Genomic DNA, 15337 nt, shown 5'->3' with positions numbered 1-15337 from the left:
ACCCGCCTGTTTGAGGATACCTTGGCATGAAGGCATAGCCCCGGCGGGCTTTGTTGATCAGACGTTACCGCGCCAAACTCCGCGGTTCAACGCCGCGTGCACTGCCTTTCTCGCGTCTGCGCGTTACGCAGGCGAAGGCCGATCGGGTTCCATACCGGGCCCGCTTCGGGCGTCCGCCGCGAGCATGTCGCGGATCAGCTCATAGCCGACCTCGGTTCGGATCACCTCGAGGGGCCTTAGACCGTCCAGGTCCGGTTGCGCCTGCCGAAGCCACGCTACGGGGGCAGCGCCCAGAATCACGGTGAGGCGATACAGGCAGTCGCCCTCGTGCGAACGCAGGCGCCGTTGGCGGAAGCGGCGGCGAAGCGTCGAGACGGAAATGCCGAGCACATACGCCAGTTCGGCGTCCTTGAGGCCCGTTTGGCGCAAAAGGCGCTGCGCCTCGGCACCGCTCATGCCGGCCACGAGGCGCGTGTGCCACTTGCGCAGATCATCACACGTGCCATCCTCCATGCGTCACTCCCGGAGCCGCCAGCTGTTCCCTCCACTGGCAAGTTCACTGCTCTTCGGCGCCGATCGGCCGGCGGGGCAGCCGTGTCGCCAGCGCCCAGAAGTCCCCCGCCGAATCGAACGTAGGACAACCGGCCCGCCGCTGCAAAGAAACCACCGGTGGCTCCGGGACCCGTGTCAGCGGTCGACCCGGTGATGCTAGGCTTAGCGCGCAGTCGATCCGGCAAGGTGGGCGCCTCCCGGCCACGGCACGCCGACGCATCCGGACCCGCCTCAGGGCATGTAAATAACGAAAACCGCGAGGACGCTTTATTGGAATACCTGGTCATCATCGCCCTGGTCGCCGGAGGTCTGATCTGGTTGAGCGGTTCGGACAAGAAATCCATCAACTCGCCGCGCGAGTCGCGACGGCCGACGCGCGACAACGGCGTTCGTGTTCAGGTTTCCTCGAGCGGCGACAGCATTGGGCGCAGGAATACGAGAAGGAAGCTCAGCCGAAACTTCCGCCAGTTCTGGCTTCCCGCTGGCCGCGCGACGACCGTGCAAGACTATTCGCTCGACGGTGGCCTGTTGTACGTCGGTCGTGATCTGGCCTCCGTCGATGGCTACCGAACCGAGCCCGCCCTGATCGACCCCAATCTGAAGGTGGATCGCGCCCGCCCCGCTCGGGACGGAGCCGGCATGGACTACTGGCCCGCCTACGCGGACATCGGACCGCGCTGCCGCGCCGCCTATCTGGAATGGCTGGCTAAGGGCCGCAAGGACCCGCGGGCGTACATTGGCTACGTCTTTCTGTACTTCTACGGGTTGGAAAGGCGGCTGCTGCACGATCACCGAAGCGGGGCCGATGATCCCGAAGAACGTCTCGCGATCCGTGCTGAAGTCGAGCGCCTGTTGCAGCTTTATGGCGACAATCGGTCCTTTGCCCGTTACGCCGAGGAGTTCCTGGCTGCGATCGAATTGGGCGGGGGCGACCGCGACCTCACCAACGCCCCGCCCGTTTCCGCAACTTCGGGACATGAGATCCCGGCATCGCTGAAAGTCGGACTGGGACAATTCAGCAAGGCGGGCAAGCCGATCCCGGCAGAATGGGCGTTGGCGTGGGTAATTCATCACCCGGAGATCCGTCTGCGCACGCCGGCGAGGCGCTGTCCATCCGAATTCCGGGCGCTGTTCGAGTCCCTTTACCGGGAGCGCCACGGCGAGGGAATTGTCGTCAAACCAAACAAGACACCCGTGCGGGCGCAATATCATCCGGCATCCGGAGGCATGCGCGGGGCAGTGGATCTTTACAAGGGGCCTGCCCTACCCGACATCACGATTCTCAAGCGTCCGCGCACGCTGCTCACCGATATCGCGGAGCAGGCCACCGACAAGCTCGATTCCTACAGCCGCTTCCTGGGTAAAGACGGCAACGGCCGCGAGAGCCTGCACGCAGTCGCGCTCCTGCCCACGGAACTTGCCGGGTCGGTGGATCATCCCGGCCTCAAAGCGCTTCGGGCGACGCTCGACCGCCACGCAGAAGGTCGCGAATGGACTTTCGTTCCGGTTGGTGAGCTGATCGAGGACTTCCCGGTCGATAAGCCGGACAGGTTCTCCAAGAAGGAATCGGTGTTACTCGCGCAGCTCCTCGAGAAGACTGGCTACGGTATGGAACCGGATGTCCGGTTCAGCGGCCTAAAGCCAGACCCCGACGAGCAGTTGGTAGTGTTTCGACAGGACCACGACGCACCGAGCGCCCCCTCACCGGCCTTCGAGGCCGCTGCACTGGTCATGCGACTGGCGGCGATGGTGTCCGTCGCTGACGGAGAGGTCTCTTCGGCCGAGGAACAGCACCTGGAGCATCATATCGAGACGAGCCTGTCGCTGGAGGCGGGCGAACGGAGCCGCCTGCACGCACACAAGGAGTGGCAACTCCGGCACGATCGCGGCATGGCCGGGCTCAAGGCGCAGATCGGGGAATTGTCGGAGTCGCAGCGCGGAACCGTCGGCGAGTATCTTGTCGCGATCGCCGCGGCGGACGGACACGTCGATCCCGGTGAGGTCAAAATCCTGCAGAAGCTCTACAAGCAGTTGGGCCTCGATCCGGAGCGGGTGGTATCTGATCTGCACGGCGTGAGCGCGGGCCCAGTGACCGTGAAACCCGCCACCCCACAACAGGGCTACAGCATCCCCGAGCAGCCCGGGCGGCGCGCCGCCGCAGCGGAGCCGACACCGGAGGGTGGACGATCCGCTCTGGATCCGGATGCACTCCAGCGCAAGCTGGCCGAGACAACGCAGGTGTCCACCCTCCTCCACGGGGTTTTCGGAGAGGAAGACGGTTCGGACGAATCCGGGGAACCCGCGGAGGCAGACGACGCTTCGGTGCCAACCATCGACGGCCTCGATACGGAACACTCGGCGCTGCTGCGGCGACTGGGCGAACACGACAGTTGGGAACGCGATGCGCTGGAGAAGCTCGCCCATCACCATGGGTTGATGCTGGACGGGGCGCTGGACACCATCAACGAGGCGGCATTCGACCATTGCGATGCGCCCTGCATCGAGGAGGACGGCGACCTCTACGCACTCGATCGTGAAATCTACCAGGAGATGGTCCAATGAGCCGTATACGCGAGAAGGAACGTCGAGCCATTCTTGATTCCCTGCGTGCCGGTGTCGTACCGAGGGTCGGCCAGCAGCACATCCAGGTCGGCCGGGCCGACGAGGTCGAGGCGCTCCTTCGCGACATCCACAATATCGCCGATGGCGGGTCGAGCATCCGCTTCATCATCGGCGAGTACGGGTCCGGCAAGACGTTCTTCCTGAATCTGATCCATTCGATCGCGCTCGAGAAGAAGCTGGTTGCGACCTCCGCCGACCTGACGCCGGACCGCCGCCTGCATGCGACCGGAGGCCAGGCCCGAGCCCTCTATGCCGAATTGATGCGGAACATCTCCACGCGCTCCAAGCCCGAGGGAGGTGCGCTGGCCAGTATCGCGGAGCGCTTCGTCTCGGAGAGCCTGAAACAGGCGCGTTCGAGTGGAGAGTCGCCCGTATCGGCCATACACGACCGCCTCGGTCACCTGACCGAAATGACCGGCGGTTACGACTTCGCCCTGGTGATCGAGGCCTACTGGCGAGGGCACGACAGCGGCAACGAGCAGCTCAAGATGGACGCGGTCCGGTGGCTGCGCGGGGAGTTCTCGACCAAGACCGATGCCCGCAAGGCCCTCGGCGTCCGCACGATCATCGACGACGCCAACTGCTACGACCATCTCAAGCTGATGGCCCGGTTCGTTCGTCTGGCGGGCTATCAGGGCCTGCTCGTCGGCATGGACGAAATGGTCAATCTGTTCAAGCTGTCCAGCAGCCAAGCCCGAAAGAGCAACTACGAGCAGATCCTGCGCATACTCAACGACACGCTGCAGGGGCACGCCGAGGGCCTCGGCTTCCTCATGGGAGGCACGCCGGAGTTCCTGATGGATCCGCGACGCGGACTTTACAGCTACGAGGCCCTGCAGACCCGACTGGCCGAAAACCGTTTCGCCCGGGACGGCCTTGTGGACTACAGCGGTCCGGTCATCCGCCTCGGCAATCTCACGCAGGAAGACCTCTATATCCTCCTGACCAAAATCCGCCATGTCATGGCCGGCGGCGATGAATCCCAATATCTCGTGCCGGATGACGCCCTGCATGCCTTCATGGACCACTGCCACCAGCGGATCGGGGCCGCGTATTTCACGACACCGCGAAACTCCATCAAGGAGTTCGTGAACCTGTTGTCCGTGCTTGAGCAGAATCCCGATCAGGACTGGCGCGAGCTCATCGGGACAGTCGAGGTGCAGCCGGACGAAGCGGAGGAGATCGAGGCGATGCCGGCTGGTGACGCCGAGGACGAAGCGACCACTGAGCCGCGCCAGGAGGACGGTTCGGACGACGAACTCCAGACCTTCCGCCTTTAGGCTGCCAAGTCGATGACCAGCGCGGAGTCTTCCCGTGCCTTCGAGGCCCTGCATCCGCACGTCCAGCGGTGGATCTGGCGCCAGGGGTGGGGTGCACTCACACCGACCCAGGAACGTGCGATTCCGACTCTCGTCGCGGGCGATCAGGATGTCATCGTTGCAGCGGCGACCGCCGGCGGCAAGACCGAGGCCGCGTTCCTCCCGGTCCTCTCCCGTCTCCTCGGCGACGAACCGGGACATTACGAATGCGAAGGCCTTGCGCTATACATCTCCCCGCTAAAGGCCCTGATCAATGACCAGTTCCAGCGCCTGGAACTGATGGTCGAGGGCACGGACATCCCGGTGGTGCCGTGGCATGGCGACGTCGGCCGAAAACAGAAGGACCGCTTCTTCCGTAAGCGGCAGGGTGTGCTCCTGATCACCCCGGAGTCGCTCGAGGCACTGTTCGTCACGCACGGCCATCGCGTTCCCCAACTTTTCGAGCGCCTCCGCTACCTCATTGTGGACGAGCTGCACGCGTTCATCGGCGTCGAACGCGGGATGCAGCTGCAATCCCTGATGCATCGACTCGAGCTGACCCTGCGGCGGCGCGTGCCGCGGGTGGGACTTTCCGCCACCCTCGGCGACATGGGCCTCGCCGCCGAGTTCCTTCGCCCAGGCGGCGGCGAGCAGGTCGACACGATCGTCTCCACGGAGGATTCCGGAGCCGCATTGAAGCTGCAGGTCCGTGGCTACGAGCACAAGCCACCCGCCCTGTCGACGAACGAGGCGGAAGAGCGTGACGAACGGGGTGAACAGGTTGACCAAGCCGATACGCTGAACGGCGACGTCGTCGATATCGCCCGACACCTGTTCCGGACCTTGCGTGGCACGAACAATCTGATCTTCGCGAATTCGCGGCGGGATGTGGAGGTTTATGGCGACCTGCTTCGCCGCGAGTGTGATTCCCTCGGCGTGCCCGTGGAGTTCTTTCCCCACCACGGGAGTCTCTCGAAGGACCTGCGTGAACACGTCGAGACCTCCCTGAAAACGGGCACCCAGCCGGTCACCGCGGTATGTACATCGACCCTGGAGATGGGGATCGATATCGGGGCGGTCGCCAGCATTGCGCAGATCGGTCCGCCGCATCAGGTGGCCAGCCTGCGACAGCGCCTGGGCCGGTCCGGTCGGCGTGGCGATGCGGCGGTCCTGCGTCTCTACATCCGGGAAGACCGAATCGACGATCAGACGCCGCCGCCCGACCGACTGCGCCCCGCCCTCTTTCAGGCCGCTGCGATGACGGAGTTGCTGCTCGAACGCTGGACCGAGCCGCCGCGGGTCTCCGCACTGCACCTGTCCACGCTCATCCAGCAGATCCTGTCAGTGGTGGCCCAGTACGGCGGAGCCACCGCCCAGGGACTGTGGAACGTGCTGTGCGAAAGTGCCCCATTCAGCGCCGTCAGCCAGGATCACTTCCTGGCGTTGCTTCGACAGATGGGCGCGGCTCGGCTGCTGATGCAAAGCCGCGACGGGACGCTTCTTCACGGCGAGCACGGCGAACGCATAGTCAACCACTACAGCTTCTACTCCGCGTTCAACGCCCCGGAAGAGTTCTCCCTGGCCGTCGACGGGAAGATCATCGGGACGTTGCCGATCGACCGACCGGTCATGGAGGAGTCATATCTCATCTTTTCCGGTCGTCGGTGGCGGGTATTGCATGTCGATACGGACCACAAACGCATCGACTTGGCCCGGGCTACCGGTGGTCGCGCCCCCAGTTTCGGCGGTACACCCGGAACGGTACACGACAAGGTGCGGGACAAGATGTTCGAGCTCTATCGTGGGGCGGCCGACCCCGTCTATCTCGACACTCAGGCGAAAGAACTCTTCACGGAGGGGCGAGAGCACTTCCAGCGCCTTGGGTTGCGTGATGAGTGCCTCGTGGAAGACGGGAAGAACACGCTCGTCTTTCCATGGGCGGGTGATATCGCTATGGACACGTTGGCGGCGATTCTGACGAGCAAGGCTACGCACTCCGAACGGGAAGGTATCTGCGTGAGGGTGAAGGACGCCCAGCCATCTGAGGTTCGTGCGAAGCTGAGGGATATATGCGATGCCCCCGCGCCCTCCCCCGAGGATTTGGCATCCGGCGTTCAGAACAAACAGACGGAGAAGTACGACGAATACCTCGGTGAGGATCTGCTTAACGTCGACTGGTCATCCCGGAGACTGGACACGCAGGCTGCGATCCGAGTCGCCGGCCGGCTTACTCGGTCTGGACAGTAACAAGACGGTAAAACCAACGCCCCCGGGTCGGCGTTAAGTGTAGTGGTCCAGAGGTAAAGCGTTTTCTGTCAAAGCCCCAAGGCCGTGGCGACGCTTCGCGGCAATTGCCTGTTTTCAAGTACTTTGTGTAAAACAATCACGCAACTCATTGAAATTACGGGATTGAGGTTTAGCGTTTTCTGTCTCCGACCAATGAGCGCGGCCGTCACCGAAATCCTGCGGGACGGCTACATGGGCAGATTGACCAGCATCCGCACCCTGCAGCTGCTGACCGGAATAGACAATCTGACCGCCGCGCGGCGCTGCTGCGTCTCGCCGCACACGTTTCGCCGCTGGCGCTCCGATCGCCGCCGAATCCGACCGCCATGCGCCTGCTGGCGATCGAGACCGGTTACGTGCCCTGGGCGGGCTGGCAAGGCTGGGAGGTCCACGGCGGTAACCGGTGACTCGAATCAAGGGGTACGGTCTCACCCCTTACACCGTGGAACAGACGTAGCAGCCGCGTCCGGCGAGCTCCATCCGGCTCATTCGGGCGTCCGGGCGGGAGCACACGATCATGGCGGCGCCGTGATCCAGCTCGAGCAGCCTGCCGCCCCCGTGCAGAATGCCCACAAGCACTCGCCGGTGCCCCGTTTCAGCGGTCGTGGCCCCTCTTACTCTCAACCTGTTCGGTAAAGTCGCTCGGGGCATGGCGCTCGTGCAACTGTTTATCCGGGGGGCCCCAGGTGCGGTTGACCATGCAACCACGTTTGACGGCCGGTCGTTCGTTGATTTCACTGGCCCAGCGCTGGACATGTCCATACTCGTCGACATTCAGGAATTCTCCTGCGTCGTACCGCCGGCCGGCGACCAATTCCCCGTACCACGGCCAACTGGCGATGTCCGCGATCGTGTATTGGTCGCCGGCCAGGAAGCGGTTGTCGGCCAACCGCCTGTTGAGCACGTCGAGCTGACGCTTGACCTCCATGGTGTAACGATCGATCGGGTATTTCATCCATTCGGGCGCATAGGCGTAGAAATGGCCGAATCCGCCACCCAGGTAGGGCGCGCTCCCCATCTGCCAGAAGAGCCAGTTGAGCGTTTCGATGCGTTCGGGACTGGACGCGGGCAGGAATTCGCCGAACTTCTCCGCCAGGTGCAGCAGGATGGATCCGGACTCGAATACGCGGAGCGGCTGACAGCCGCTGTAGTCGACCAGCGCCGGGATCCTGGAGTTGGGGTTGATTTCCACGAAACCGCTGGAGAACTGGTCACCCTCGCCGATGCGGATCGGCCACGCATCGTATTCGGCCTCGGTGTGTCCCAGCTCCAGCAGTTCCTCGAGCAGCACGGTTACCTTCACGCCATTGGGCGTGGCGAGAGAATAGAGCTGGAATGCATGCTCCCCGACCGGCAGCGCCTGTTCATGGGTCGGGCCGGCAATGGGCCGGTTAGTAGCGGAAAAGCTGCCTCCGTTTACCTCGTTCCAGGTCCAGACGCGGGGTGGGATGTAACCGGTTTCTCCGTTCATGTGACTCGCTCCAGAAATACGACTGGGCCGCCGGACGAGGCGGTCCCGTCAGCGTGGATTGTCTTGTTCTCGGACCCCGGGGGGGACTTCAAGCTCGGCGGCGCGAACGGAAATGCCGCCCCGAGGGCACTCCATCAACCCGAATTCCCGCATGGAATCCGCTCTTGCGAATCAGTCCAGCAGCCTTTTCCCTGACTGGGCCGCGTGCTGCAAACCCTTGGGATGTTTCGGCAAGTCGTCATTCACCCGGACCCAAGGCAAGCGCTCAGACCAAAAGATATGGGCCGTAGGCTCGTATATCTCCGGATCGTTCAGGGTATTTGCATAAAGAAGCGTCTCGTGCGGAAACACTTCCGTCTCGAACGAGGTCGGCGTTCCGCAGGTTTTGCAAAAACTGCGCGTCACTTTTTCAGACGAACGATAAAAGGATCGCGGCCCTTGCCAGACCACCGACTGACGCCTGACGCCGAACCAGCTTACATAATCGGAAGAGGCGGCACGCCGGCAATCCTCGCAATGACAAAGCGCCGTCCAGAGCATGGGCCCCGCCGCTCGCCATACCACCGCGCCGCAAAAACAATGCCCTGTCAGTTCAGCCATTCTTCTCCCCTTCGCTGTCGATACCTGGAACGCTATAACCACTCCGACGCAGCGCCTTATGTCTCCGAGCGCGGTCGGTTTAATACCGTGACCGTCGCGATCACGATGGTGGCGCCTAACACCTGTCGGGGCGCCAACGTCTGTTCAAGGACGACAAGGCCGAAAGCGGCGGCCGTAATCGGCTCCGCCATTCGCCGCGACCAGAATCAGCATAGTGCCGGTAGCTCGGCCATTGTCGGAAACGGATATGGACATCGTGCTCTCCCCTAAGTAGACCGGTCGTCTATTATTTCGATTCAACGATCTCGCTGGCGATGGTAGAGGCCGTCACTTCGATTCAGTTCAGCTGCCGAGCAACCGCTTCAGGGTTATTTCGCGAAACCGCTTGAGGGGCATCAGGGAGGACTGCGATTTGGCGCGCATAAGGGCGCCTTCGTAGGCCTCGATGACCAGTGCGGCAATTTGCTCGGGATCGGCGGTGGACGGCAACTCACCGGTCGACTGCGCCGTCAGTAGCACGCCTACGATATCGTCCTGCCACTCCTGGAAACCGGTCTCGACGGCGCGCCGAAGCACGGCGCTGCGCGAGGCCATGAGCTGCGAGAGGTTGCCCAGCAGACATCCGCCCATGCCCTCCTGGGCGATGACATCCTCCTCGAGTTCAAGGAAATGCGCTTCCAGGCGCTCGACAGGCCCGAGGGCGGCCCGTGCGAAGGTGGCCTGACGGGTGGCTCGCCACTCTTCGGCGTACGCTTCCACGATCGCGCGGCCGAACGACTCCTTGCTGTCGAAGTAGTGGTAGAAGGAGCCCTTGGGTACACCCGTTCGCGCGAGCACGCCGGCTATCCCGACGCTGTCATAGCCGCCGAGCAGCATGTCCCGCATGCCTGCGGCGATCAGGGCGGAGCGTGTATCATCGTAAGCCATGACCTTATAATAGACCGGTCGTCTATACTTCGCAAGCCCTCCCCTGTTCCGGATTACGCCGTGGGAAACCCCCGAAGAAGATCGCAGCAAATCCTTTCGGGCAGTGCACCCTGCCACTGTTGGCCGGCACCAGCCCCGGGGACCATGCGTTGCGGATTCTTCGTGGCGAGTGCTGGACGTCTTCGAGACGTTCGCCTGCATTCCCCCTGCCCAACCGCCGTGCGAGTCAGGACAGACGGGACAACTCAAAATCGGCACAGACGGGTCGTTGACAGCATTCCGGTGTATTTTCAATATATCAACGATGATTGAAATAGAAGCTGCAGAACAGTTGGCGGCACTCGGTCACCCGGCCCGCCTGTCGGTACTGCGGACACTGATGGCCGCCGGCACGGACGGCGCGCCGGCCCGCACGCTCGCGGACGCGGCGGGACTTGCGCCGAACGCCACCACGTTCCACCTGAACCGACTGCGGCTGGCCGGGCTGGCCCAGCGCCAGCGAGTCGGTCGCGAAGTCCGCTACAACGCCGATTTCGCGGCCGTGCAGGCACTGCTGGATTTCCTGGGCGAAACCTGTTGCACCGAGGCCGTTGGGGGTCGGCGCTGCGCGCCGGTTTGTGGCGCCGGCAGTTCAAGTTCCGATTCTGCGAAGTCCATGACCGACGAGGAGCCATCCCGATGAGTACCGAACCCGCGCTCCTGATCCGCGGCGCTGTGCTCGGCGTAGTCAACGGCATTCTCCTGTCCCTGATCATGGTGCCGGCGTTCCTGGCGGGCCTCCCGCCGATGCCCCAGCCGCCGAGTCTCGCTTTTGCCGAGGTACTGCTCGGCGAGGGCCTGCCAATGCCCGTCGGCCTGCTCTTCCACCTCGCGTACGTGACGTTCTGGTCGATTATCTGGGTCGCACTCGATTACCCGCGCCTGCGGTTCACGACGGCACTGGGACTGGGACTGATCCTCTGGATCGTGGCCCTGGTGGTGTTCTTCCCGATCAACGGCTGGGGCCTACTCGGGCTGGGCGTGAACCCGAAACTGATCCCCGCCGCCCTCGTGCCCCACGCGTTGTTCATCCTGTTCCTGTGGGGCCTGGGCCGCCTGCTCTTCCGTGACCGGAGGGCCTGACCATGGCACGAACGATCGACCGCGGGACGCTGCGGGAGTGGATGCACCAGGGGCAGGACTTCGAGCTGGTCGACACCCTGCCCCGCGCGGCCTACGAGCAGCATCACCTGCCCGGAGCGATCCACATCGTCTCCGATGACATCGAGGCCGAGGCGCCGTGGCGCCTGCCGGAGCGCGAGCGCACCGTGGTGGTGTACTGCGGCAGTACCGCCTGCCAACGCTCGGCCAAGGCCGCCGCTCGCCTGGATGCGCTCGGCTACGGCGACGTGCGCGAGTACGTCGAGGGTCGACAGGACTGGGAGGCCGCCGGTCTGCCCGTCGAGTCGGGCAATGACCCCGAGGAGCCGCACGCATGAACTCGGACAATGCGTGTCGTCGCAGGCACAGCTGCTCGCATCTTTGGGCCCCCACAGCCTGCGCATCGCGTCCAGGCTGACACGCGGCACACGAAGCACGGTCGCTGCTTACAAGAGGCCAAGGCTCAGGCGCTCGCTCGCCGGCACGGCCTCCGGTCAGTCGGGTCCGTAGTGGAGCCGCCCTCCTCCGCGGCGACGTCAGGCCGCGAACAGCGTTTCGACCGAGAGACCGTGCGCTTCCAGGACACGCCGCAGGCGTTGCAGTGCATGGATCTGGATCTGGCGCACGCGCTCCCGCGTGACCCCGAGTTCCGCACCCACCTGCTCCAGCGTCGAGGCCGTATGCCCGCGCAGACCGAAGCGGCGGACGATGACGGCCTGCTGCCTGGTGGTGAGTTCGTTGAGCGAACTTTCGATGTGCGGAAGGAGTTCCGTGTCGGCGACGGTCGTGAGCGGATCCGGCATATCGGCATCCTGAATCAGATCCAGTACGGACGCCTCCCCGTCGCGGGAGAGTGGAACGTCCACCGACGTAGCCCGCTCGTTGTAGCGCTGCATGCGCTCGATCTCCGCCGGTGAGCAATCCATCCGTGCAGCGATCTCGTCGAGCGTCGGGGCACGCCCCAGCGACTGGCTCAATTCGCGGCTGGCACGCAGATACCTGTTGATGCCCTTTCCGACGTGTACCGGCAACCGGATCGTGCGGCACTGGTTCATCAGTGCCCGCTCGATGGTCTGGCGGATCCACCAGGTGGCGTAGGTGGAGAAGCGGAAACCGCGCTCCGGGTCGAACTTCCCGACGCTGTGAATCAGGCCGAGATTGCCCTCCTCGACCAGGTCAAGCAGCGGCAGTCCGCGATTCATGTAGCGCCGGGCAATCTTGACCACGAGCCGCAGGTTGCTCTCGATCATGTGTTGACGCGCCTCGGCGTCACCGTTCTGAATGGCCTTCCCGAGCGTACGCTCTTCTTCGGCCGTCAACAGCGCCCGGTTGTTGATCTCGCGCAGATAGAGGCGGCCCGCGTCTGGCTCCTCACGTGACGCAGCCGTTTCGCGGCGCTCTTGTGGGGCGCTCGCGGACCGCGGGGTGACGATGGTGCCGCCAGCATCGTTCTGGTCGGCCGCGCGGGCGAAGGTATTGTATTGATCATCCACGTGAACCATTGAAGATCACTCCCTGTAGTTGACTCTGGCGAGCAGCTCGAAGACCAGGGGAATGTCGTTCCCTGGTCGACAGTGGGTATCGGGCTGCGAGCCACCTCCGTCTGCTTGTGCAGCGGGCAGCGGATCGTGTTGACCTCGCTTGTTGTCGTACATCGCCCGGTCCGCCCGACTGAGCAGGGCATCCGGGGTCGTTCCGTGTTCGGGGTAAAGGCCGATCCCGATACTGGCCGACAGCGCGGGAATGGCGGGACCGGTCCCTCGCACTTTTGTAATGGCCATGAGCATGCGTGCGGCCGCCGGAGCGGCTTCGGAACGCCGTTCCATCGGGGTGAGAATCACCACGAACTCGTCTCCGCCATAGCGGCAGACGGTGTCGGTTTTGCGGACGGCTGCCTGCAGCCGGGCTCCAACTTCGCGCAGCATTTCGTCGCCGACGCCATGCCCCATGTCATCGTTGATCTGTTTGAAATTGTTGAGATCGATAAACAGGACCGCGGTCGGCGTCGAGGTGCGATCCGCCAGTGCGATCGCACTCTTGAGGCGATCGAGCATGCGCGAGCGGTTCGCGGTTCCGGTTAGCTCGTCCTGTTCACTGGCGCGTAGTGCATCGTCGCGTTCGCGCCGGGCGACCCTGGCGTCGGCTTCGGCCCGCAGGACGGTCAGGGTAAGCTGTTCCGCGATTTCATCGGCGGGTGGTGCCGGCGGCGCGTCCGTGCCCTCCCCTATCGCCCGGACCACTGCCAGCAGCCGCTGGGCCAGTGGCTCGCCGATCAGCAGAGCAAGCTGCCGGTCGAACTCCTCCAGCAGGAAACTCTGAACGGCAACGGCCGTTTCGGGGATGCACAGGGAAAGACGCGCTCGCAGGGGAGCGAAGGAGTTCGACCGAAGGGTCTGTTCACGGACTTCACTGAGCCAAGGGTGATCGGGCTCGGCGCATTGCAGAGCGCGCAGGTAGATCGCCATTACGCCGAAGTGTCCGAGCAAAGGACAAAGCGTGTTCGCACGCTCGTCCCAGGCGTCATCTGCGACAGGCTGACGCGTGGATGCCCTCGGCTTTGAGGTGCTCGGTGGATCCGTTCCGTTCAGGTACTGATCGGTCATCGGGAGGATCCCCCCCAGTGCCGTGTTTCACTGGCGAAGTCGCCTGGAACACTTAACGACAGAATCCGCCGGTTCCGGTGCGCCGTCTGTGTGTTGGCGAACAGACTCGGTTTATAGCGCGCGGGACCGCGTCATCGGATCGGGCCTGGACAGGACGCCGCCGCCGGGCTCAGGTGAGGGACATGCCGTTGCGCTGGGACGGCCAGTCCGCGTAGCAGGCGCAGGCAGTCGCCTTCAGCCCCTCACGGTCGAGGATCTCGATTTCGCCACGGGCATAGCGAATCAGACCCTGATCGCGCAGGGCGCGGGCGGCGACCGTGATTCCGCTGCGGCGTACGCCGAGCATCGCGGCCATTGATTCATGAGTGAGGTGCAGACGGTTCGTCGAGGTCCGGTCCGTCGCGAGCAGCAGACACCGCGCCAGTCGGGGGCCAATGGCGTGAAAGCGATTACAGGAGGCGGTGCGCGCAAGCTCGGCGAACACGATGTAGAGGTAATGATCGATCCGCTGCCGCAGTACGTCGTTTTCGCGCAGCGATCGGCGCAGGTCGGCCACACGCATACGCAACGCGGTGCCGGCTCCGGTCACCACGGCCTGCAGGGGGGCCGCGTCAACGCCCAGCGCGAGCGTGGCCCCGAGCATGCCCTCACTCCCGATCAGCCCCATATCGAGGGGGTTGTGGTGGCGCAGTTTCGAGCCCTGTGAGATCAGGCCGGTCAGCGGGAACCAGGCATACCCGTAATCCTCCCCCGGTTCACAGAGTTTGTCACCCGCAGCCAGCTCCACGGTCTCGCAGCGGGCGAGCACATGATTCTTCGCGGCGATGGGGAGGGACTCGACCAGGTAGTTGCCGAGCGGTACGTGCGTGTAGGTCTGCATGCGGGCTCCCGTGTCCACTGGCGGTTACGGGTGCCACCACCCCGCCTGCACGAGGAGCCCGCTCTATGGCCAGTCTACTCCGTTACGGAGGAGTCTCGCTGAATCGGAGTGGGCAGCAGTCGATCTGTTTCCCGTTTGACCACCGCGTAGCACTCGCAGGTGAGCTCCTCGAGCCGCGGGCGATCCAGCACCCGGATGTGCCCGCGGTTATACTGGATAACGCCCATACGCTGCAGCTTCATGGCGGCGTTGGTGACGCCCTCCCGGCGAACGCCGAGCATATTGGCGATCAACTCCTGCGTCATGGCCACCTCGTCGTTGCGCAGGCGGTCCAGTGACAGCAGCAGCCAGCGCGCGAGCTGCTGATCGATCGTGTGATGCCGGTTGCAGACCGCTGTCTGCGCCATCTGGGTCAGCAGCGCCTGCGTGTACAGGAGCAGCAGGTGCTGCACTTCCCCAACGGCGTTGAATTCGGTGTTCAGGCGCGCGCCGGCGAGCCGGTAGGCGGACCCGGCGCTCTGGACGACGGCACGACTGGTCGTGCTGGCCCCACCCATGAACACGGCGATCCCGACGACCCCCTCATTGCCGACCACGGAGATCTCGGCCGAGGAGCCGTTCTCCATGACGTACATGAGAGACACGATCGAGTCCGTGGGGAAATGCACGTACTGCAGGCGGTCGCCGGATTCGTATAATACGTCACCGAGGTCGAGCGAGACCGGCTCAAGATACGGGTCCAGGCGGTCCCGCGCGGCCGCGGGCATTGCAGCCAGTAACTGGTTCTGCTCTGGAGAGATCGCGTTCTGTGGCATCCGTCAGAACCTGCTCGGCCCTTTGCATATCCGAGCAATTGTCCTGCGCCCATCATGGTACAGACTGTGCGGTACCGTACAAAACACGCTGGGGACGGTCGCTGCTGGGGATTCTCCCGGATGCCAGGGAACCCGGGGATGAC

14 protein-coding genes are annotated in these 15337 nt (G+C 63.9%); 6 read left to right on the top strand and 8 right to left on the bottom strand.

Features of this window, described 5'->3' with window-relative positions; all coding sequences use genetic code 11:
- Positions 1 to 123: 123 nt before the first annotated feature.
- Positions 124 to 513, bottom strand: a complete 390-nt coding sequence (locus A0W70_RS07210; RefSeq protein ID WP_070988549.1) for an antitoxin Xre-like helix-turn-helix domain-containing protein — start codon at positions 511 to 513, stop codon at positions 124 to 126.
- A gap of 309 nt (positions 514 to 822) precedes the next feature.
- Between A0W70_RS07210 and A0W70_RS07205 the strand changes: the two genes are divergently transcribed.
- From A0W70_RS07205 to A0W70_RS07195, 3 genes are read left to right on the top strand one after another with little or no spacing between them, the layout of a single operon-like run.
- Positions 823 to 3114, top strand: coding sequence for a tellurite resistance TerB family protein (locus A0W70_RS07205; protein ID WP_175443077.1), 2292 nt, complete (start codon positions 823 to 825; stop codon positions 3112 to 3114).
- On the top strand, positions 3111 to 4454 hold the full coding sequence (locus tag A0W70_RS07200) for an ATP-binding protein (RefSeq protein ID WP_070988548.1): 1344 nt from the start codon (positions 3111 to 3113) through the stop codon (positions 4452 to 4454). Before A0W70_RS07205 ends, A0W70_RS07200 begins: the two co-directional genes overlap by 4 nt.
- A gap of 12 nt (positions 4455 to 4466) precedes the next feature.
- Entirely contained in the window at positions 4467 to 6719 is a 2253-nt protein-coding gene (locus A0W70_RS07195) for a DEAD/DEAH box helicase (protein WP_070988547.1), read from the top strand.
- 634 nt (positions 6720 to 7353) lie between these two features.
- On the opposite strand, the gene yghU is transcribed toward A0W70_RS07195, so the two are convergent.
- From yghU to A0W70_RS07185, 3 genes are all read right to left on the bottom strand, one after another.
- Positions 7354 to 8229, bottom strand: coding sequence for a glutathione-dependent disulfide-bond oxidoreductase (yghU, locus tag A0W70_RS07190; RefSeq protein WP_070988546.1), 876 nt, complete (start codon positions 8227 to 8229; stop codon positions 7354 to 7356).
- A gap of 171 nt (positions 8230 to 8400) precedes the next feature.
- Positions 8401 to 8829 (bottom strand): GFA family protein, encoded by a 429-nt coding sequence (locus tag A0W70_RS16420; protein ID WP_083330845.1) that lies wholly within the window; start codon positions 8827 to 8829, stop codon positions 8401 to 8403.
- Positions 8830 to 9171: 342 nt separating this feature from the next.
- Positions 9172 to 9756 carry a TetR/AcrR family transcriptional regulator gene (locus A0W70_RS07185; RefSeq protein ID WP_070988545.1) on the bottom strand — a complete coding sequence of 195 codons (585 nt, stop codon included), beginning with the start codon at positions 9754 to 9756 and terminating at the stop codon, positions 9172 to 9174.
- 304 nt (positions 9757 to 10060) lie between these two features.
- Between A0W70_RS07185 and A0W70_RS07180 the strand changes: the two genes are divergently transcribed.
- Genes A0W70_RS07180 through A0W70_RS07170 form a run of 3 tightly spaced genes read left to right on the top strand, consistent with a single transcriptional unit; the run spans position 10061 to position 11234 of the window.
- The gene (locus A0W70_RS07180) at positions 10061 to 10438 is read left to right on the top strand and encodes an ArsR/SmtB family transcription factor (protein WP_070988544.1); all 378 of its coding nucleotides are present in this window, start codon (positions 10061 to 10063) and stop codon (positions 10436 to 10438) included.
- On the top strand, positions 10435 to 10878 hold the full coding sequence (locus A0W70_RS07175) for a hypothetical protein (RefSeq protein WP_070988543.1): 444 nt from the start codon (positions 10435 to 10437) through the stop codon (positions 10876 to 10878). The genes A0W70_RS07180 and A0W70_RS07175 overlap by 4 nt, the downstream gene beginning before the upstream one ends.
- 2 nt (positions 10879 to 10880) lie before the next feature.
- The gene (locus tag A0W70_RS07170; protein ID WP_070988542.1) at positions 10881 to 11234 is read left to right on the top strand and encodes a rhodanese-like domain-containing protein; all 354 of its coding nucleotides are present in this window, start codon (positions 10881 to 10883) and stop codon (positions 11232 to 11234) included.
- Between the two features lie 198 nt (positions 11235 to 11432).
- Here the strand turns inward: A0W70_RS07170 and rpoS are convergent, their stop codons facing one another.
- The 4 genes from rpoS to A0W70_RS07150 form a co-directional block, all read right to left on the bottom strand.
- The gene (gene rpoS / locus A0W70_RS07165) at positions 11433 to 12398 is read right to left on the bottom strand and encodes an RNA polymerase sigma factor RpoS (RefSeq protein WP_083330843.1); all 966 of its coding nucleotides are present in this window, start codon (positions 12396 to 12398) and stop codon (positions 11433 to 11435) included.
- Between the two features lie 6 nt (positions 12399 to 12404).
- Positions 12405 to 13499 (bottom strand): GGDEF domain-containing protein, encoded by a 1095-nt coding sequence (locus A0W70_RS07160; protein WP_083330842.1) that lies wholly within the window; start codon positions 13497 to 13499, stop codon positions 12405 to 12407.
- 169 nt (positions 13500 to 13668) lie between these two features.
- Positions 13669 to 14379: a Crp/Fnr family transcriptional regulator gene (locus tag A0W70_RS07155; RefSeq protein WP_070988540.1), complete on the bottom strand. Its 711-nt coding sequence runs from the start codon at positions 14377 to 14379 to the stop codon at positions 13669 to 13671.
- A gap of 74 nt (positions 14380 to 14453) precedes the next feature.
- The gene (locus A0W70_RS07150) at positions 14454 to 15194 is read right to left on the bottom strand and encodes a Crp/Fnr family transcriptional regulator (RefSeq protein WP_070988539.1); all 741 of its coding nucleotides are present in this window, start codon (positions 15192 to 15194) and stop codon (positions 14454 to 14456) included.
- Between the last annotated feature and the right edge of the window lie 143 nt (positions 15195 to 15337).

Origin of the sequence: Halofilum ochraceum (assembly GCF_001614315.2) — a bacterium.
In the GTDB taxonomy this organism is placed as follows: Bacteria; Pseudomonadota; Gammaproteobacteria; order XJ16; family Halofilaceae; genus Halofilum; species Halofilum ochraceum.
The sequence above is the reverse complement of the archived record's forward strand: the minus strand, read 5'-3'. Positions and strand labels throughout refer to the sequence as shown.